The organism is Pseudomonas sp. KCJK9000 (genome assembly GCF_046230725.1).
Taxonomy (GTDB): Bacteria; Pseudomonadota; Gammaproteobacteria; order Pseudomonadales; family Pseudomonadaceae; genus Aquipseudomonas; species Aquipseudomonas promysalinigenes.
Genome location: NZ_JBJJLN010000019.1, coordinates 62,837 through 82,266 on the forward strand (window position 1 = coordinate 62,837; position 19,430 = coordinate 82,266).

General features: G+C 60.6%; 16 protein-coding genes and 3 pseudogenes. 10 read left to right on the forward strand and 9 right to left on the reverse strand.

The features are described from left to right. Positions 1-58: 58 nt before the first annotated feature. Both tal and dusA read right to left on the reverse strand, forming a co-directional pair. Positions 59-979: a transaldolase gene (tal, locus tag ACK59H_RS11030; RefSeq protein ID WP_060476678.1), complete on the reverse strand. Its 921-nt coding sequence runs from the start codon at positions 977-979 to the stop codon at positions 59-61. A gap of 294 nt (positions 980-1,273) precedes the next feature. Continuing rightward, entirely contained in the window at positions 1,274-2,251 is a 978-nt protein-coding gene (gene dusA, locus ACK59H_RS11035) for a tRNA dihydrouridine(20/20a) synthase DusA (protein WP_409264444.1), read from the reverse strand. A 133-nt stretch (positions 2,252-2,384) separates the two neighbouring features. Between dusA and ACK59H_RS11040 the strand changes: the two are divergent. Both ACK59H_RS11040 and ACK59H_RS11045 read left to right on the forward strand, forming a co-directional pair. Continuing rightward, positions 2,385-2,693, forward strand: a pseudogene (locus tag ACK59H_RS11040) (site-specific integrase); the annotation flags it as partial. Between the two features lie 2 nt (positions 2,694-2,695). Further along, a pseudogene (locus tag ACK59H_RS11045) lies at positions 2,696-2,863 on the forward strand (LysE family translocator); the annotation flags it as partial. A 30-nt stretch (positions 2,864-2,893) separates the two neighbouring features. On the opposite strand, the gene ACK59H_RS11050 reads toward ACK59H_RS11045, so the two are convergent. Continuing rightward, entirely contained in the window at positions 2,894-3,202 is a 309-nt protein-coding gene (locus tag ACK59H_RS11050) for a chorismate mutase (RefSeq protein ID WP_409264445.1), read from the reverse strand. Positions 3,203-3,791: 589 nt separating this feature from the next. Here ACK59H_RS11050 and ACK59H_RS11055 point away from each other — a divergent pair. Together ACK59H_RS11055 and ACK59H_RS11060 are read left to right on the forward strand one after the other, a co-directional pair. Continuing rightward, positions 3,792-4,367: a TetR/AcrR family transcriptional regulator gene (locus tag ACK59H_RS11055; RefSeq protein ID WP_409264454.1), complete on the forward strand. Its 576-nt coding sequence runs from the start codon at positions 3,792-3,794 to the stop codon at positions 4,365-4,367. 53 nt (positions 4,368-4,420) lie between these two features. After that, positions 4,421-4,897, forward strand: coding sequence for a DUF1348 family protein (locus ACK59H_RS11060; RefSeq protein ID WP_409264446.1), 477 nt, complete (start codon positions 4,421-4,423; stop codon positions 4,895-4,897). 160 nt (positions 4,898-5,057) lie between these two features. On the opposite strand, the gene ACK59H_RS11065 is transcribed toward ACK59H_RS11060, so the two are convergent. Together ACK59H_RS11065 and ACK59H_RS11070 are read right to left on the reverse strand one after the other, a co-directional pair. Further along, on the reverse strand, positions 5,058-5,660 hold the full coding sequence (locus ACK59H_RS11065) for a phosphatase PAP2 family protein (protein WP_409264447.1): 603 nt from the start codon (positions 5,658-5,660) through the stop codon (positions 5,058-5,060). Between the two features lie 182 nt (positions 5,661-5,842). Beyond that, a complete protein-coding gene (locus ACK59H_RS11070; RefSeq protein WP_409264448.1) occupies positions 5,843-7,600 on the reverse strand; it encodes a phosphoethanolamine transferase CptA in 1,758 nt (585 codons plus the stop codon). 441 nt (positions 7,601-8,041) lie between these two features. On the opposite strand from ACK59H_RS11070, the gene ACK59H_RS11075 reads away from it, so the two are divergent. From ACK59H_RS11075 to ACK59H_RS11095, 5 genes are all read left to right on the forward strand, one after another. Further along, positions 8,042-8,524 carry a formate dehydrogenase subunit gamma gene (locus tag ACK59H_RS11075; protein ID WP_409264449.1) on the forward strand — a complete coding sequence of 161 codons (483 nt, stop codon included), beginning with the start codon at positions 8,042-8,044 and terminating at the stop codon, positions 8,522-8,524. Beyond that, positions 8,518-10,077 (forward strand): formate dehydrogenase beta subunit, encoded by a 1,560-nt coding sequence (locus tag ACK59H_RS11080; RefSeq protein WP_060476747.1) that lies wholly within the window; start codon positions 8,518-8,520, stop codon positions 10,075-10,077. Before ACK59H_RS11075 ends, ACK59H_RS11080 begins: the two co-directional genes overlap by 7 nt. Further along, on the forward strand, positions 10,074-12,944 hold the full coding sequence (fdhF, locus tag ACK59H_RS11085) for a formate dehydrogenase subunit alpha (RefSeq protein ID WP_409264450.1): 2,871 nt from the start codon (positions 10,074-10,076) through the stop codon (positions 12,942-12,944). The genes ACK59H_RS11080 and fdhF overlap by 4 nt, the downstream gene beginning before the upstream one ends. After that, positions 12,941-13,144 (forward strand): formate dehydrogenase subunit delta, encoded by a 204-nt coding sequence (locus ACK59H_RS11090; protein ID WP_060476749.1) that lies wholly within the window; start codon positions 12,941-12,943, stop codon positions 13,142-13,144. The genes fdhF and ACK59H_RS11090 overlap by 4 nt, the downstream gene beginning before the upstream one ends. Before the next feature lie 176 nt (positions 13,145-13,320). Next, positions 13,321-15,126: an ABC transporter ATP-binding protein/permease gene (locus ACK59H_RS11095; RefSeq protein WP_060476750.1), complete on the forward strand. Its 1,806-nt coding sequence runs from the start codon at positions 13,321-13,323 to the stop codon at positions 15,124-15,126. Positions 15,127-15,165: 39 nt separating this feature from the next. Here the strand turns inward: ACK59H_RS11095 and ACK59H_RS11100 are convergent, their stop codons facing one another. Beyond that, the gene (locus ACK59H_RS11100) at positions 15,166-15,771 is read right to left on the reverse strand and encodes a biliverdin-producing heme oxygenase (protein ID WP_409264451.1); all 606 of its coding nucleotides are present in this window, start codon (positions 15,769-15,771) and stop codon (positions 15,166-15,168) included. 140 nt (positions 15,772-15,911) lie between these two features. Between ACK59H_RS11100 and ACK59H_RS11105 the strand changes: the two genes are divergently transcribed. Beyond that, positions 15,912-16,451 carry a histidine phosphatase family protein gene (locus ACK59H_RS11105; RefSeq protein WP_060476752.1) on the forward strand — a complete coding sequence of 180 codons (540 nt, stop codon included), beginning with the start codon at positions 15,912-15,914 and terminating at the stop codon, positions 16,449-16,451. Positions 16,452-16,469: 18 nt separating this feature from the next. Here the strand turns inward: ACK59H_RS11105 and ACK59H_RS11110 are convergent, their stop codons facing one another. The 3 genes and pseudogenes from ACK59H_RS11110 to ACK59H_RS11120 form a co-directional block, all read right to left on the reverse strand. Next, positions 16,470-17,255 (reverse strand): sulfite exporter TauE/SafE family protein, encoded by a 786-nt coding sequence (locus ACK59H_RS11110; RefSeq protein WP_060476753.1) that lies wholly within the window; start codon positions 17,253-17,255, stop codon positions 16,470-16,472. 212 nt (positions 17,256-17,467) lie between these two features. Next, positions 17,468-18,208 (reverse strand): methyl-accepting chemotaxis protein, encoded by a 741-nt coding sequence (locus ACK59H_RS11115; protein WP_371326754.1) that lies wholly within the window; start codon positions 18,206-18,208, stop codon positions 17,468-17,470. Positions 18,209-18,322: 114 nt separating this feature from the next. After that, a pseudogene (locus ACK59H_RS11120) lies at positions 18,323-19,354 on the reverse strand (cache domain-containing protein); the annotation flags it as partial. Positions 19,355-19,430 lie beyond the last annotated feature (76 nt).

The window sequence follows — 19,430 nt, forward strand, 5'->3', positions numbered from 1 at the left end:
ACGGGCGGCAAATGCTCAGCATTTCCCGCCCGGCCAGAAAGCTAGAGAAGTTTGAGGCTTATTCGGCCATCAACTTCTCGAGTTTTTCCTGATCCCGCGCAAACTGGCGGATGCCTTCGGCCAGCTTCTCGGTGGCCATGGCGTCTTCGTTCATCGCCCAGCGGAATTGGCTTTCCGTCAGCACCTGCTTGGGCTCGCCGGCATTGCCCGGCTTGAGCATTTGCGGCAGCTCACCCTCATCGCTGCTGAGCTTGTCCAGCAGCTCCGGGCTGATGGTCAGGCGGTCGCAGCCAGCCAGCTGTTCGATCTGGCCGATGTTGCGGAAGCTGGCGCCCATGACCACGGTGTTATAACCATTGGCCTTGTAGTAGTTGTAGATGCGAGTGACCGACTGCACGCCAGGATCATCGGCACCAACGTACTCCTCGCCGGTGCTTTTCTTGTACCAGTCGTAGATGCGACCCACGAACGGTGAAATCAGAAACACGCCGGCATCGGCGCAGGCCTGGGCCTGGGCGAAGGAGAACAGCAGGGTCAGATTGGTCTGGATGCCTTCCTTTTCCAGCTTTTCGGCGGCGCGGATGCCTTCCCAGGTGGAGGCCAGCTTGATCAGCACGCGGTCTTTCGAAACGCCAGCAGCCTGGTATAGGTCGATCAGTTGCCGCGCTTTGTTCAGCAGGGCAGGCTCATCGAACGATAGACGTGCGTCCACCTCGGTGGAAATACGGCCCGGGATGACCTTGAGAATGCCAGAGCCCACCGCCACCGCGAATTTATCGCAGGCCAGGTCGACATTGCCCTTGGCATCGGCTTTCACCTGCTTGAGCAGCTCGGCATAGCCTGGGATGGCAGCGGCTTTGAGCAACAGCGACGGGTTGGTGGTGGCGTCGACTGGCTTGAGGCGGCTGATGGCATCCAGGTCCCCGGTATCGGCAACCACGGTGGTGAACTGCTTGAGTTGTTCCAGCTTGGAGGTCATTGGCGTGCTCTGTCCTGTGCATTTACTCGACATTACCCGAGCCCCGACGGGCGCTCAAGGGGCCAGTGGGGTAGGGCGTGATTGGCGACGGTGATGATTCGAGTCGGGCGCTGGCGTGAGGTTCCCTGGGGGCTTGATCTTGCACAGGCTGTGCTCTAAACCCCAGGGCTGGCGGCCCTAAATTAACGTGGAGGCGAGCGCGGCTCGCGATGTGCCGCGCCGGCGACGTTCGATGGCACCTACGCTGAAGATCGCGGGCCGAGGCCCCTAATCCGCCAACGCTAACCTTCCCTCTTACCGCCCTTGCATCAACTGCGCCGCTTGATCGAACACCTCCAGCGGCTGCGCCGCCTTGTGAATGTCCGCCGACAGCAACTGCCGGAACCGCCGGGCTCCTGGGAACCCCTGGCCGAGCCCCAGAATATGCCGGGTAACGTGATGCATCGCACCGCCGTTATGCATATGCGCCACGATGTAAGGCCGCAGCTGCTCGAGGGCCTCACTGCGCGTCACTACCGCCGCCTGGCTACCAAACAGTTGCTGGTCGACGTCGGCCAACAGGTATGGGTTGTGGTACGCCTCACGCCCCAGCATCACGCCATCGAAGGTCTCAAGGTGCGCTTGGCACTCTGCCAGGGTCTTGATACCGCCATTGAGCACGATCTCAAGGTCGGGGAAGTCTGTTTTCAACTGCGCCGCCACGTCATAGCGCAGGGGTGGAATCTCGCGGTTTTCCTTCGGCGACAGCCCCTCCAGAATCGCGATTCGCGCATGCACGGTAAAACTTTTGCAGCCCGCCTCACGTACCTGGCCAACGAAGTCGCACAACTCGGCGTAGCTGTCACGGCCGTTGATACCGATACGATGTTTGACTGTCACGGGCGTGGTAACAGCGTCCCGCATGGCCTTCACGCAGTCGGCCACCAGCGCCGGGTGTGCCATCAGGCAGGCGCCGATCATGTTGTTCTGTACCCGGTCGCTTGGGCAGCCGACATTGAGGTTAACCTCGTCATAGCCAGCTTGCTCCGCCAGTTTGGCGCAGGCGGCCAGGTCGGCCGGCACGCTCCCACCTAGTTGTAGCGCCAAGGGGTGTTCGGAAGCGTCGTGACGCAGAAAGCGCTCGGCGTCGTTGTGCAACAGGGCGCCGGTGGTGACCATTTCGGTGTACAGCAGGGTGTGCTTGGAAAGTAGGCGCAGAAAGAAACGACAGTGGCGGTCGGTCCAGTCCATCATGGGGGCAACGCTGAAGCGGCGTGACGGTTCAGGCGGCATGGTTTGTGGCTTTGAAGCTGATTCTAGGGGCATTCTGGTCTACGCATTATGGTGCCTTTATTGGTGGTTTTGAGCGTTTTGGCCTGGCATTGGGGGATGTACCACCGCCAGCCACGCTTGTACCACCGAGATCATGGCAACGATTAGAGCAAGGAAAAAGGCCGATGGGACGCTCAGTTACACCGTCCAGATCCGCCTCAAGAAAAAGGGTTTCATAGTTTACCAAGAAGCTCAGACATTCGCCCGCAAGCAGGCCGCTCGGGCCTGGGCAAAGCGACGAGAGACCGAGCTGGCTGTTCCTGGCGGGATCGAGCGGGCCAGTCGCAAGGGGCACACGGTCAAGAAGATGATCGAGCGCTAGTTGGTCGAAGCCGAGAGAGCCCGGCCGCTGGGTGAGACGAAGCGGCAAACGCTGAATGCCATCAAGAACAGCTCTTTGGGTGCAGTTTGATCAGCTTTCAGCCGCCGTTCCGGCAATCGTTGCCCAGCATTTTTCTAACGGGTCTGCTTTCGGCTGCGCTCAACCTAAAACCAGGCTCGTTCGTGTTGGCATTCATTCCCCAATCCGTCGATCCAGCTCGCGGATCGGTCAGTGTGCATAGGGTGATTCACAGGGGGCTTCGGATGAGCCCCGCGTTGTCATCAAGATGCTGACGCTCTGCCAACCAGTTTCCCATGGGTGGCGAGTTCTTCAGTGATGAAGGCCGAAATCATTGCACGGTAGACATGCTCCACGACCTCAGCCGAGGCACCAGTTTCGTCAGCCATTTCTCGAACCTTCCTTATCACTTGCTCAACTCGAGCAGGCGCACGCACATCATCGGTAGTTTTCTTGAAAGCAGCCGCTTGGGTCGCAAGCCGACCCCGTTTGGCGAGAAGCGAAACGAGGTTGCGGTCGATTTCATCGATCTCTTGACGGACTTCGTCCAGAGAGGTGCAAAGAACATCCATTTGCTTGACTTCCTTTTCACGAGGCTGCGTTTGCTTAGGGCAGGCAGTAGCTGGTGGGTTGGCACTGTATTGTAGCCTCTGGTGAATATCCGCAATGAGTCGTTAGCTGCGCTCGCCAAATGCCGCTTCGGGTTGATCCTTGCGCTGAGACATGTCACGGGGGAGGTGGGTGAGGTAGTCGTTGCACACCTGGTCGAGTCCGTTGTATTGCGCCTCTTCATGAATGCAGTGTCGATGGCTTGCACCCTCGCATGATGATGAAGCCAGTTGCTTGGCGGGCATTGGAGCATTGGTTGTGATTGCCCTAGGGCATGCGGGGGGAGGGGGCGTAAGTCGATGTGTCGATCACAGTGAATACCTCTCATTAGCTATACAAGCGTTCGGGCTCTGCGCCGGTACTCAAGTCAGGTGTTCGCCCGCAAGTAGCTAGCGCCAGCGTTGGCTAAGCGACGAGAGAATGAAATGGCCATCCTTATTGCTGGCCTCGCCCTAGCCATAGGAGCGTAGTCGTGGCGAAGGCGCCCACCTGGAATTGAAGAATTCACCAATGGCCATTGACGTGAGAGAACGATCGTTCTACATTGAATCCATGAGCAGACCAACGATAGATCACAGAGCCCAGATCCTAGCCACCGCCGAGAAACTCATTTACGAAAATGGGATCCATGCCACGGGCATGGATCTCCTGGTGAAAACTTCAGGCGTATCCAGGAAGGGTATCTATAACCACTTTGCGACCAAAGATGATGTCGCAGCAGCGGCTCTTAACGCCCGCGACGTACGCTGGATGAGCTGGTTCAGAAATGAATGCGACAAAGCGGCAACACCGTACGATCGCATCCTGAGCATGTTCACTGTTTTGAAGGGTTGGTTCGAGACGGAGGGTTTTCGCGGCTGTGCGTTCATTAATACGGCAGGCGAAGTAGGCGACCCCGATAGCCCCATCCGGCAGATCGCAAAGCTGCACAAGCAGAAGCTCTTGGATTATACCCTTGAACTGACTGAGCAATTGAACGCCGATCAACCGCTCGTGTTGGCCAGGCAGTTGTTTATCTTGATGGAAGGCGCAATCACCACGGCGCGCGTCATGGGTGATTATCACGCGGCTGATAATGCAAAGGAAGTTGCACAGATGTTGCTGAAAGAGCTTGTTCCTAAAGCTTGAGCTTCAGAGGCACTACTTACATTCATTCATCCAACTAGACTGGAGTCGCAACGATGTCCAATGCCCAAACTCGCCCGCCACTTCCTCCTTTCACTCGCGAAACAGCGATTGAAAAAGTTCGACTTGCTGAAGATGGCTGGAACAGCCGTGACGCGGAAAAAGTCTCGCTCGCCTACACGCTCAACACCCAATGGCGTAACCGCGCTGAATTCGCTACCAACCGTGAAGAGGCCAAAAGTTTCCTCACCCGTAAGTGGAAAAAAGAGCTGGATTATCGCTTGATCAAAGAGCTCTGGGCCTTTGCAGACAATCGGATTGCAGTCCGTTACGCGTACGAGTGGCATGATGATTCCGGTAACTGGTTCCGTTCTTACGGTAACGAGAACTGGGAATTTGAAGCGGACGGTCTGATGCATCGTCGCTTCGCCTGCATCAACGACATGCCGATCAAAGAAAGCGAGCGTAAATTCCACTGGCCACTGGGCCACCGTCCGGATGATCACCCAGGCCTGACTGAGCTTGGCCTGTAAATCATCGTTAACCTGATCCTTTTGCCTTCAAGGATCAGGTTTTTCGTTCAGACGCGTTACGTCACCGCCTTTGCGGTTTGTAATGCTCTTAGAACTGCCGACGTAAGGGTGGCCATTGCCCAGAGCGTCATCCTGTTCCAATGAGCGCCGATGGTCAGCCTCAATTGCGCAGCCAGCCCGCACGTATCGGCTTGGCCAACAAGCCGCGATAAAACCGCACTACCCAGTCAGTAGTGAGCAAGCCGACCCGTCGCCAAACTGGCGAAAGCCCAGCATAGGCCAGAAGCGAAACCAGCATCGCGCCCAGCATGTCGAGCGGAAAGTGCACGCCCAGGAACACCCGTGCCCAGGCTACGCTCAGCCCAGTCAACAGGATGATCACCCCCCAGCCTGATAGGCCATCGAGCAGCAGGGTCAATCCGATGCAGGCGAACACGGTCATATGGTCGCTTGGGAACGATGAGTCCGGGGCATGCATCATCCAAGTGTGCCCCAGCCCAATCACGAACGGCCTGGGATGGGGCCAGACTGCCCAGATCAGCTGGTTGGCGAGCAATGCGATTACGGTCACCAGCGCTGCTTTGAGCATCAGCCTGCGTTCTGCTGGATTGCCCCATAACCAGAAACCCACCAGCAACAACGGAAGTAGGTAGATCAGGCCAGCGGCGATGCCAATGGCACACTGAATCAGCCAGTGCGGCGTGTCGCCGCCAGCGTTTATCAGCATGAAAAGGCTGCGATTGAGAGTTTCGAGTTCGCCCATGATTTATGTCCCGGCTGTTGGTGCAAGCGCTGATTGCTTCAAGTAAAGCGGCTGGCTTGGTTCGAGTGATCATCCAGGGATGAAGATTGTGTCATCCACGCGCGATGGTGACTGGCATGAAAAAGGCCGATGGCGGGGTAGGTGATCTCGCCATCGGCCTTGTCGTCGCCCTGGGTGCAGCGCTACTGCGGCGTGGTGGCGGCAGTCTCCTGGGCATGGTCTGGCTTGTCCAGAGGCAACAGATCGAACTCATGCAGCCCGCCCTTGCGGTAAGGGTCGCCAATCCAGCGAGGTGCCACGGCAAACTGTGCATTGACCAGGCTCTTGGACGGCTCGTAGTTGTCATAGCTCAGCCCCGCCAAGTCCGACAAGGTATGGATCAAGTGCGCGCTGCTGTACGACCGATTGGCCATCGCCTTCAAGTCTCTTGGGTGCGTGGCTTGCCAACTGGGTGAAGTCCACAGCAGGAACGGCACCGTGTACATCGGCCGGGTCGGCGCGCCTTCGTTACGCCCAAGGCGGTCGTGGTCCCCGGAGCTGTATACCTCCTCACCATGGTCGGACAGGTACATCAAGAAACCATTAGGTGTGCTGGCCGAGTACTGCTTGATCAGGCTCGATACCACGAAGTCGTTGTAGCGCACTGCATTGTCGTAGAAGTTGTAGGTTTGCACCTGATCATCCGTCAGCGCTGCCGGGGCGCCCTTGCGGTCGGTGAAGTGCTTGTAGGCGTCCGGGTAGCGATAGCGGTAGTCCATGTGGGTGCCCAGTAGGTGCACGATGATGAACTTCTTCGGGGCAGGGTCCTGCAGGGCCTTTTCGAAGGGCGGCAACACTACTTCGTCATACTGACTGGCATTCTGGTTGCGCTGGTTGTTCAAGTACACCTGCTCGTCCGTCTGCTGGGAGAAGGTAGTGAGCATGGTGTTGCGCTTGGTCATGGTCTGCTGGTTGGTGATCCAGAAGGTTTTATAGCCTGCCTGTTTCATCAGGTTCATCAGCGACGGCTCGGTAAGGAAGCGGTCAGGATGCTGTTCGTCGCCGAAGGTGAGAATCTGCTGCATCACTTCGATGGTGTAGGGCCGCGGGGTAACTACGTTCTGGAACACCGTCAGGCTCTTGTCGGAGGCAGCCAGGGCGTCCAGGTTGGGGGTGGTGTCGCGGTTGTAGCCGTACAGGTGCATGTGCTCGCGGGTGGTCGACTCACCCAGCACCAGTACCAATGTGCGTGGGGCGTCGCCGCTGGCGTCTTTGAGGTTTTGCAGCGGGGGCAGGGCGGCGTTCTGGGCCAGCAGGTTTTGCATGTTGTTCAGTTGCTGCAGGTATTGGCGGTAGCCGACCACCAATTGCCAGGGCACGGCAGGCTCCATGCGTTGCTGGACCTTCTCGGCGGCGTCGGCGAAGGTGCGCTGCTGGGTCACCAGTTGCTTGTAGAACGGCAGCACCAGGTTGACCACCAGCACCAGTACCACCGCTGGAACACGGCTGTGCAGGGGTAAGGTGACAGGGCGTATGCGTGTCCACAGCAGCACGGCCCCTGCGGTGTAGGCCAGTAGGCCTAACATCAGCGCAATGCTGAAATACTGACTGAAGTACTCGCCCGCTTCGGCGGTGTTCGATTCGAACATCACGAAGATCACGCTCTGCGAAAACTCCTGGTGGTAGATGCCGAAATAGCTCAAGCCGACCAGCGAAGCCGCCCACAGCACTATGCCGATGATCGCGGCGAGGGTTCGGGTCAGGCGCGGCAACAACAGCACAGGCACGAACCATAAGGTGCTGAGGAACAAGGCATCGCGGAAACCGGCGAAACCGGTCGTGCCACTGAAGAGCAACAGTGCCTGTGTGACGCCGGAGAAGTACCAGAAGAACAGCAGGAGCCAGCCCAGGCCGGCCCAGTCCACGCGTTTGGACGCGGATGGAGATGCGGTGTTTGCCACGTGTGCCTCGTAGAACCATGGCGGCAGCTTGAGAGGGGCTGCCGGGAAGGCTGAGACGCTAGAGGGCGGGCCGTGAAAATTGCGTTAACGAATAATCGAAAAAATCTTAACAAATCATTGCGCTAGGTTTGGCCAAGCGGCTGCGGTCGCTAAAAAACCGATTTATCAGCCTTGCCGCGTTGATTGCCCCAGCCCTTTACCGGCCAGGGAGGGCTAGGTCGGTTTCAGAATACGCTTGGTCGTTCGTGCGCAACCCCCTGGCGCCATAAGTGCCATGCTTAAGGATGCCCATGAGCCTAGTGCGCGCAGACGCACGGCCATCGGCAAGGAGGCTCCCGTGCCCACGCCACCGTGTCGTGGCCGGTGTGCCGCAGCAGAACACGCTGGACACCTGCCCTCCACAACAATTCAGGCGGGGTCCGTGATGCCGAGGTCCGCTGTATGCCTGATCAATTGTTTCCCCTGCCGGTAATCCAGAACTTTCTCGACCGCGACAAGGACACCCCCGGTGCACTGTTGCCGATCCTGCACGCCATCCAACAAGCCTTGGGGTTCATCCCAGAGGCTGCCATCGCTGAAATTGCCCATGCCCTGAACCTGAGCCTGGCCGAGGTGCGCGGGGTGATCTCGTTCTATCACGACTTTCGCACCACGCCGCCTGCACGTCACACCTTGCGCCTATGCCGCGCCGAGTCATGCCAAAGCCGTGGTAGCGAAGCGCTGGCTGCGCAACTGCGAGATCAGTTGGGGCTGGATGACCATGGTACCAGTGCCGATGGGGCGATAAGCCTGCGCCCGGTGTATTGCCTGGGTGCCTGCGCTTGTTCGCCGGCACTGGAGCTCGACGGCCAGGTACATGCGCGGCTCACCCCCGATCGCCTGCGGGCGCTGGTCGATGGTTGCCTGGAGGGCGAAACATGCTGAAGTTGTGTATCCCCTGTGATTCGGTGGCGCGCGCGGTCGGTGCCGATCAGGTTGCTGCGGCCATCGAGGTAGAAGCCGCGCGCCGCCAGTTGCCGGTCCAGATCCTGCGCACCAGTTCACGCGGCCTGTACTGGCTGGAGCCGCTGGTAGAGTGTGAAAGCCCACAAGGGCGCCTAGGCTTCGGCCCGGTCAGCCTGGCCGACGTGCCGTCGTTGCTCGAAGCGCTGGTCGGGGAGGCTGGGGGCCACCCGTTGGCGCTGGGCCTGGTCGAAGACATTGCTTACCTGAAAACCCAACAGCGCTTGTTGTTCGCGCGTGCGGGCATCACCCGCCCGCTGTCGCTGGACGACTACCGTGCCCATGGTGGTTTCAAAGGCCTGGAAAACGCGGTGGCGCTCGATGGCGCCGCCGTGGTGGCAGCTGTGCTCGATTCTGGGCTGCGCGGGCGCGGGGGGGCGGCGTTCCCGGCTGGCATCAAATGGCGCACCGTGCGCGACGCGAGGGCAGGGCAGAAGTACGTGGTGTGCAACGCCGATGAAGGCGATTCTGGCACCTTTGCCGACCGGATGCTGATGGAGGGGGACCCCTTCCTGCTCATCGAAGGCATGATCATCGCAGGCCTCGCTGTTGGGGCCGACCAAGGCTACATCTATGTGCGCTCGGAATACCCAGATGCCATCCGGGTGCTCAATCAGGCCTTGGCCATCGCCCGTGACGCCGGTTACCTGGGCAGCGATGTGGCTGGCAGCGGCCAGGCCTTCGACCTGCAAGTACGGGTCGGTGCTGGCGCGTATATCTGCGGCGAAGAAACGGCGCTGCTCGAATCGATCGAAGGCAAGCGTGGCATCGTGCGTGCCAAACCGCCGCTGCCTGCTCTGGAAGGGTTGTTTGGCTTGCCGACCCTGGTGCACAACGTGCTTACCCTGGCCTCGGTGCCGACCATCCTGGCCGAAGGCGCAGCATTCTACCGAGATTTCGGCATGGGCCGCTCCCTGGGGACCATGCCCTTCCAGTTGGCCGGCAATATCCGCCACGGTGGGCTGGTGGAGCGGGCCTTTGGCCTGACCCTGCGCGAGTTGGTCGAAGGCTATGGTGGTGGTACCGCCAGCGGTCGGCCGCTCAAAGCCGCCCAGGTCGGCGGGCCGCTTGGCGCTTGGGTGCCGCCTGGGCATTTCGATACTCCGCTCGATTACGAGGCGTTTGCCGCCATGGGCGCGATGCTTGGCCACGGCGGCGTAGTGGTGGCCGACGACACCCTGAACATGGCCAGCATGGCACGCTTTGCTTTGCAGTTCTGCGCCGAGGAATCATGTGGCAAGTGCACGCCATGCCGAATCGGCTCCACCCGGGGCATGGAAGTCGTCGACCGGCTGATCGCCAGCGACGATCTGACCGAGCGCCATGACCATGCCCTGCTGCTGCGGGACTTGTGCGACACCCTGCAGTACGGCTCGCTGTGCGCCATGGGCGGCATGACCGCCTACCCAGTGGCCAGCGCGCTGAAGTATTTCCCCGCCGATTTCGGGCTGACCACCACGGAGGCCGCGCAATGATCAATCATTTCGACCCGCAAACCGATCTGGGTACCCCGGCTCGCGGAAGCGACGTGCAGGTAAGCCTGAACATCGACGGGCGCAACATCAGCGTACCGGCCGGCACCTCAGTGATGCGCGCCGCCGCCATGCTTGGCACCAGCATTCCCAAACTGTGCGCCACCGACAGCCTCGAGGCCTTCGGCTCGTGCCGTATGTGCATGGTGGAAATCGAAGGCATGCGTGGCTACCCGGCCTCGTGCACCACTCCGGTTACCGAAGGCATGGTGGTGCGCACGCAAACCTCACGCCTGGCCGACCTGCGGCGCAACGTGATGGAACTGTACATCTCCGACCACCCGCTGGACTGCCTGACCTGCTCGGCCAACGGCAACTGTGAACTGCAGACCGTCGCCGGGCAAGTTGGCCTGCGCGAGGTGCGCTATGGCTATGACGGCGAAAACCACCTGGCGGACAAAAAAGACATTTCCAACCCGTATTTCGACTACGAGCCGAGCAAGTGCATTGTCTGCAGCCGCTGCGTGCGTGCCTGCGAAGACATCCAGGGTACCTTCGCCCTGACCATCACTGGGCGTGGTTTCCAATCGCGCGTGGCGGCAGCCGGTGGCGACAACTTCCTGAACTCTGAATGCGTATCGTGCGGAGCCTGCGTGCAGGCCTGTCCAACGGCAACGCTTACCGAGAAGACCTTGGTGCAGCTTGGCCAGCCGGAGCGTGCAGTGGTCACTACCTGCGCGTATTGCGGCGTTGGCTGCTCGTTGCGAGCCGAGATGAAGGGCGACCAACTGGTGCGCATGGTCCCAGACAAGCACGGCGGCGCCAACCATGGCCACGCTTGTGTCAAAGGGCGTTTCGCCTGGGGCTACGCTACCCACCCAGACCGCATCACCAAACCGATGATCCGCAAGCGCTTGCAAGACCCGTGGCAGGAGGTGAGCTGGGAAGAAGCGGTGGCTTACGCCGCCAGTGAGTTGCGCCGCATCCAGCTCAAGTATGGGCGCGATTCCATCGGTGGCATCACCTCCAGCCGCTGCACCAATGAAGAAGCCTACCTAGTGCAGAAGCTGGTACGTACCGCCTTCGGCAACAACAACGTCGACACCTGCGCCCGGGTTTGCCATTCGCCAACCGGCTACGGTCTGAAGCAGACCCTAGGCGAGTCGGCGGGTACCCAAAGCTTCGACTCGGTGATGAAAGCCGACGTCATCCTGGTGATTGGCGCAAACCCCACCGATGCCCACCCGGTATTTGGGTCGCAGCTCAAGCGTCGCCTGCGCCAGGGCGCGCGGCTGATCGTCATCGACCCGCGGCGTATCGACCTGGTCGACTCGCCCCACGCCCGTGCCGAGCTGCACCTGCAACTGCGCCCGGGCACCAACGTGGCCATGCTCAACGCCCTGGCTCATGTGATAGTCACCGAGGGCTTGTTGGCGCAGCAGTTCATCGATTCGCGCTGTGAGACCGAGGACTTCGCCCGCTGGCGCGATTTCGTCAGCCTCCCAGAAAATGCTCCAGAGGCCCTTGCGGCTGTGTGCGGCGTGCCTGCCGAGCAGATCCGCGCCGCTGCACGGTTGTATGCCAGTGGCGGCAATGCCGCGATCTACTACGGATTAGGCGTGACCGAGCACAGCCAAGGCAGTACGGCGGTGATGGGCATCGCCAACCTGGCCATGGCCACCGGCAACATTGGCCGGGAAGGCGTAGGTGTAAACCCTCTTCGCGGGCAGAACAACGTGCAGGGCTCCTGCGACATGGGGTCATTCCCCCATGAGCTGCCCGGTTATCGGCATATCTCCAACGAAGGTGTGCGCGCCCAGTTCGAGCAGGCTTGGGGCGTGACCCTGCAACCTGATCCGGGCTTGCGTATCCCCAATATGTTCGAAGCGGCGCTGGACGGCAGTTTCAAGGCGTTGTACTGCCAAGGCGAAGACATCGCCCAAAGCGACCCCAACACCCAGCATGTGACCGCTGCCTTGATGGCGATGGAATGTGTAGTGGTGCAGGACATTTTCCTCAACGAGACGGCCAAGTTCGCCCACGTGTTCCTGCCGGGCAGCTCATTTCTGGAGAAGGACGGTACGTTCACCAACGCCGAGCGCCGCATCTCGCGCGTACGCAAGGTGATGGAGCCGCTGGCAGGCAAGGCTGACTGGCAGGCCACGGTGGCGCTGGCCAATGCCTTGGGCTACCCGATGAACTACCGCCACCCGGCCGAGATCATGGACGAGATCGCCCGCCTGACTCCAAGCTTCCACCGCGTGAGCTATGCCGAGCTCGATCGACACGGCAGCCTGCAATGGCCATGCAACGAAACCGCCCCCGATGGCACTCCGACCATGCACATCGACCAGTTCGTGCGCGGCAAGGGGCGCTTCATGTTGACCGGTTATGTGCCCACCGACGAGAAGGTCAACAGCCGCTTCCCGCTGTTGCTGACAACCGGGCGGATCCTCAGCCAGTACAATGTCGGCGCGCAGACGAGACGTACCGCCAACACTGCCTGGCATGACGCCGACCGCCTGGAAATACACCCCAGCGACGCCGAAAGCCGGGGGATCCAGGAGGGCGACTGGGTCGGTATCGGCAGCCGTGCGGGGCAGACCGTACTGCGTGCCAGGGTCAGCGCACGGGTGGCACCTGGGGTGGTGTACACCACCTTCCACTTCCCTGAGTCTGGCGCCAATGTGATCACCACCGACAATTCCGACTGGGCCACCAACTGCCCGGAATACAAGGTCACGGCGGTGCAAGTCAGCAAAGTGTTCCACCCCTCAGAGTGGCAGAAGCGGTATCAGGACTTCAGCGACGAGCAGCGGCGCCTGCTCAAGGAACGCCGTAGTGCGGAAAAAGCCGAGGTACGCCGATGAGCAGTGAAAACCTGGTCAAGATGGCCAACCAGATCGCCCACTACTTCGACAGCGAGCCGAACCGGGCTCTGGCGGTGCAAGGTGTGAGGCAGCATATCCAGAACTTCTGGACACCAGCGATGCGCCGGCAGCTCACCCAATGGATCACTGACCACGGCCGTGACGGGTTGGATGCCAAGGTGGTGGAGGCGTTGGGCTAGCACCTGCCTGATTGATGGCTTTCACGGGTGAAGCCGCTCCGGCGGGGGCACGCCCTGGTTGGCGCGGGTTCACCCGCGAGGGCGCAGATGTAGCAACATGAAATGTCCGTCATGTATGCAGGGCGAAACCCGCCGCGATGCTAACCTCGCGGCATCACTCGTCATGGATAACGGCTATGGACATGAACTGGCACCAGGCCTTGCAAGAGAGCCTGAGCTGGCTTGCAATCGCCTCGTTCATCACCCTCATCGGTTTTCTTGCCGCCGCCACCCTGGCGGTGCGCTACACGCGCTGGGGCAGCCAGTTCTGGCAGTTGGCAGGGCCGTATTTCACTTTCCGGCGCAGTTGGCGGCCGCTGCTGGTGTTCGGCCTGCTGCTGGTGCTGACGTTGTTCTCGGTTCGCCTGAACGTGCTGTTCTCGTTCTGGTACAACGGCTTCTACAGCGCCTTGCAGGCGCTGGACCAGAAGGCATTCTGGTACCTGCTGGGGGTGTTCGCGGTATTGGCCACCATCCACGTGCTGCGCTCGCTGTTCACGTTCTACGTCACCCAGGCCTTCAGTATTCAGTGGCGAATCTGGCTAACAGAGCGCTTGACCGGTGACTGGATGAAAGGCGATGCCTACTACCGGGGCCGCTTCCTGCCCGAGCCGGTGGACAACCCTGACCAGCGTATCGAACTGGACGTCAACGCGTTCGTCGGCAATTCGGTATCCCTGGCTTTGGGGGCTGTCAGTGCATTGGTGTCGCTGGTGGCTTTCACCGGCATTCTTTGGGGGCTGTCGGCGCCGTTGACGATTGCTGGGTACGAGATCCCTCGGGCGATGGTGTTTGCCGTCTATGTGTACGTGCTGATCGCCACGTGGATTGCCTTTCGCCTCGGCAAGCCGCTGATTCGCCTGAATTTCCTCAACGAAAAGCTCACCGCCAACTTTCGCTACGCGTTGATGCGCTTGCGCGAGAACGCCGAGAACATCGCCTTTTACCAAGGCGCGTCGGTTGAGCGGGCGACGTTGCTGGGCCGCTTTGGTGCATTGATCGCCAACGTCTGGGCGCTGGTATTCCGGAACCTGAAGTTCAGCGGCTTCAACCTTGGGGTCAGCCAGATGGCGGTGGTGTTCCCCTTCATCCTGCAAGCGCCGCGTTTCTTCAGTGGGGCGATCAAGCTGGGCGATGTGATGCAAACCTCCAAGGCATTTGGCGAAGTGCAGGATGCGTTATCGTTCTTCCGTGAGTCATACGACACATTCGCCCAATACCGCGCCACCCTTGATCGTTTGACCGGTTTCCTTGATGCCAACGACCAGGCTGCCGCGCTGCCAAGCGTGACGACCCAAGACCAGGCGCGGGCGCTGGACATCACTGGTCTGCAAGTAATGCGTCCGGACGGCCATGCGCTGATCGCCGACCTCAACCTGCGCCTGCACAGTGGTCAGGCGCTGCTGATCAAAGGGCCGTCGGGCAGCGGCAAGACTACCTTGCTGCGCGCTTTGGCAGGCCTGTGGCCCTATGCCGAAGGCCACGTGCGGCGCCCGTTGGGCACCCAAGCGCTGTTCCTGTCGCAGCGGCCTTATCTGCCCTTGGGCGACCTGCGTGCCGCAATCGCTTACCCGGCCGACATTCAGCCCGGTGATGAGGCGCGGATGCAGGAGGCCTTGCACAAGGTCAATTTGGCACACCTTGCCGAGCGCCTGGCGGTGAGTGCGGACTGGTCGAACATTCTGTCGGTCGGTGAGCAGCAGCGTCTGGCATTTGCACGAGTGTTGTTCAACCGGCCGCAGGTGGTGTTCCTCGATGAATCCACTTCGGCCATGGATGAGGGGCTGGAACATGCGATGTATACGCTGTTGCGCCAGCAGATGCCCGAGACCTTGTTGGTGAGTGTCGGACATCGCAGCACGCTGGCCGATTTCCATACCCACCGGCTGGAAGTGGATGGGCAGGGCGGTTGGTCGTTGCGCCAGCAAGAGGTTTTGGCCTGACTCTGCGCAGGCCTCTTTAACCTACGCGAGCGTGTTCATTTAAGCTTGGCCCTCAGGCTGGCCGCCCGAGCATTCATTGAGAACGTTGCGCTGTTCCAGCCAGGCCTGGAAACAGCTGAACGTGTCGATAGCGGCCTGTAAGGTGGTGGCTTGAGCACCTGATGCCTTGCCAAGCCGGTCGAGGAAGCTTCGCCAATAGCTCCCTGTGAGCTCGCCGTACACGTCGAGAAAGGCCCCGCCCCCCTCTTGGCCGATGCCCAGGCGCTCGGCCATCGCTCGCTTGAGCACTTGCCCGCCCAGAGTCGAGCCTTCCACCACGTACATCACACCCAGCACGCAGGCCTCGTCCTCGGCTAAGGGCAGTGCTTGGCACAGGGGCAGGGCGTCGATATCGGCGTCGCTCAGGCCCAATGCCCTCAAATCGCGAGCCAGGATGTGTGCTTTGCGCCGTTCCGGCTCCTGATAAACACCCAATAGATGTTCCAGTGCGGCATGAAAACCGTAGTAGGCCTGTAGAAGGCGACGGTAGGCGGCCTCATCGAACAGGGGGCTGAAAAACGGTAGGCGCGCCTCCAGCGCCTTGTGACAATCGCGGGTGCTTTCGCGCAAAGCGAGGAGCATGGGGCTGGGGGGATTGGCGGGCATCGATCTCGCTCTGGTGGCATTCAGCCGAAATAGGAGTGACGATGCTAACCTGATGTTCCGCGTGGGCGCGACGTTGTAGCGGTAAAAATGTCCCCGGCGTGTTAAATCAGTCGGCCCGACTTGCAAAGAAGAATGCCCTGGTGAGAGCCGTACGTTTGACCTTGGTTTGCCATGCCCTGACCCAGGCCCAGAAGCAGGGGTACTTGGCGCAGCCCAACGACTGCATTGTGCCTGTGTCGGGCGATCCGCTGGCGTTGCCTCAGGGTACACAACTGCTTGCCGCACCGGAGCGGCGCACGGTGCAGACCGCGACCTGGCTAGGTGAAAGCGTGCACATCGAGCCCGCGTTGGCTGATGGTGCACTGGGCCACTGGCAGGGTTTGCCGCTCAAGCAAGTGCAGGCCGAGCAGCCGGAGGCACTGGCGCAGTGGCTTGCAGACCCATTATGTGCTCCCCCTGACGGAGAGCCGTTCGTCCAGGTGTGCGAACGGGTGGGCGCCTGGTTGAGCGCCTTCGACAGGCCCGGTCAATGGTGGGCGGTGACTCACCCTTGGGTGATTCGCGCAGCATTGGTCAGCGTACTTGAGTGCCCCATGGTCAGCGCGCAGCACATCGATGTCATGCCGCTGTCGCAGCTTGCGCTGAGCCGCGCTGGGCGATGGCGCTTCCGGCTGGGCTAAGCAAGCGCCGGCTGCGGGTCAGAAGGCCAATTTGTAGCCAATCAGCAGCAACATGGTCGCCAGGCAAGGGCGCAGCACACGGTCAGAAATACGCCCGGTGAGGTGGCTACCCAGGTAGATGCCCGGCAGCGAGCCCAGCAGCAGGTAACCCAGTAGCGACCAGTCCATGTTGCCCATGCCGGCGTGGCCAATACCGGCAACCAGGGTCAGGGGCACGGCGTGGGCGATTTCGGTGCCTACCAGCCGACGCGTGGCAAGAAACGGGTACAGCAGGAACAGCGCCACGGTGCCCAAAGCGCCAGCGCCGATCGAGGTGAGTGTGACCATGATGCCCAGCACCACACCGGTGATTACGGTAAGGGTGTTCAGGCTGCGGTCGCTGAGGTGATAGTGATCGCCGGCGTGCCGGCTGGCGAAAGCCTGCAGGCGCGACTTGAACAGGATGGCCAGGGCGGTGAGGATCAACACAATCGCCAGGCCCTGCTTGATGATCGCATTCAGCGCCGTGGTATCGGTATGCAGGGTGCTGAGAAACCACAGCGTCAGGGCTGCTGCCGGTACGCTGCCCAAGCTGAGCAGGCCGGTGATCTTCCAGTCGATGTTCTTGTTACGGGCGTGAACCCAGATACCACCACCCTTGGTGATGGCGGCGTATAGCAGGTCGGTGCCTACGGCAGTGGCCGGGTTGATGCCGAACCACAGCAGGATCGGGGTCATCAACGATCCGCCGCCAACCCCAGTCATGCCTACGATGAAACCCACAACCAGTCCGGCAATGGTGAAACCAAAAGATCCTACATCCATACGCTACTCGACTGCCCAGCTTTGCCCGTTATCGGATGGGTGCCAGCATATAGGGAGTTTTTTATAGCCAAATAGACTTGTTCGTTATTAGGTTATAACCATGGGCGGTATTCGAAAGGTTGGTTGCAGGTTTAACGGCCATGCGTGCCCCTCCTACCGAGCGCCGCAACCATAGCGCTCGATAGGGTTCTTTGAATGACCGTTTGCAGGCCTCAGATGCGGAAGCTGCCCACCAAATGCTTCAAGCGCCCGGCCTGCTGAGCCAGCGCGTCGCAATGCTGCAGGGTCTGGTTGAGGTTTTCCACCCCCTGTTGATTCAGCGCGTTGATTTGTGTGATGTCCAGGTTGAGGCTCTCGACCACTGCTGTCTGCTCCTCGGTAGCGGTTGCGACCGACTGGTTCATGCCGTCGATTTCGCCGATACGCTGGGTGACGCTGGCCAGGCGCTCGCCGGCCTGGTTGGCCACCTGCACGGTCTGCTCGCTGGAGACCTGGCTAGTGTTCATGGTATGCACCGCCTCGCGCGAGCCTACTTGCAGGCTGGTGATCATGCGGTGGATCTCTTCGGCTGACTCCTGGGTGCGGTGCGCCAGGTTGCGCACCTCATCCGCGACCACGGCAAAACCACGCCCCGCTTCACCTGCACGAGCCGCCTCGATGGCCGCGTTGAGCGCCAGCAGGTTGGTCTGTTGGGAGATGCCCTTGATCACGTCGAGAATCTTGCCAATCTCGTCGGTGCTGGCATTGAGGGTTTCTATTTGTTCACACGACTCGCTGATACGTTGCGACAGCGCAGTCATGGCGCCGATCGCCTGCTCGACCACTTCGCGGCCACCGTGGGCCTGCTCGCTGGCACCGCTGGCGTGTTGCGAGGCATCGGCCGCATTGCGCGCGATCTCCTGAGTGGCGGCCCCCAATTGATTGATTGCCGCGGCCACGCTGTTGGTGCGCATGCTTTGCTCTTCGGAACCGATGATCGAGGCATTGGAGGCATTGACCACTTTTTCCGACAGGTCATGGACCAGCCGAGTGGCTGAGGACACCTCGCTGATCGACGCGTGAATGCGTTCGACGAAGCGGTTGAACGAGCTGGCCAGTTCACCGAATTCGTCCTGGTGCTGTACGTCCAGGCGGCGGGTCAGGTCACCTTCACCTTCGGCGATGTCTCGCATGGCGCGGCCCATGGTAGTCAGTGGGCGCATCAGCACTGGAATCAGCAGGCCCAGCAGCACGGCGATGGCCACCACGGCGATGAGCATGGCGATGATCGCCGAGGTGCGGAACTGGGTCAGTGCCGCATAGGCCTTGCCCTTGTCGATCGACAGGCCGATGTACCACTGTGCAGAGGGCAGGCCGGCGACCGGGGCGAACGAAATCAGCCGCTGCTCACCGTTGAGGGTGACGTCCTGCATGCCCGGCGCTACGCGCAAGCCGCTGCCGGGGTATATGTCCTTGAGGTTTTTCATCACCTGGTCTTTGTCTGGGCTGACGATGACCTGGCCACTGCTGTCGGCCAAGAAGGCATGACCAATGCCCCCGAAGTCGACCGAGTTGATGATCTGTACCAGGGTGTCGAGGGTCAGGTCGCCGCCGACCACGCCGATCAAATCGCCGTTCTGCCTGCTTTTCACTGGCACTGCGATGGTCACCATCAGGCCACCGACTGCGCCCTGGTAAGGCGGGGTAAGCAGCGTTTGACCGGCGCTGGCCGCGCTGGTGTACCACGGCCGCTGGCGTGGGTCGTAACCGGCTGGCATCTGGGTGTCAGGGCGCTGGGTGAAAACGCCGTTGGCCTGGCCCAAGTAGGTGAAAAGGAAGTTTCGCGTGTAGGAGGGCTGCTCGATCAACCCACCCAGGGTAGCGCCTGCCCCTTGTTCGGCAATGTCCTGAGCCAGGTTTTCCAGCACCAGAATGCGCCCGCTCATCCAGTTCTGAACGCTGCTGGCGGTCAAGGCACCGGCCTGTTGCACGGAAGACTCGATGTTCTGGCGCAGGCTATTGCGTTGCAGGTAGTCGTTGTAGAGGGTGAACAATGCAAAGGCCAGCACCACGACACCGCAGGCGCTGAGCAGAATTTTGTGGCGAAATTTCAGGTTCATGTTTCGAGACCTTGAGCCAGGGAGGGATGAGCGCCGCGCGCTTGTGGCGCGATGGCAAAACCTTACCTCAGAACTA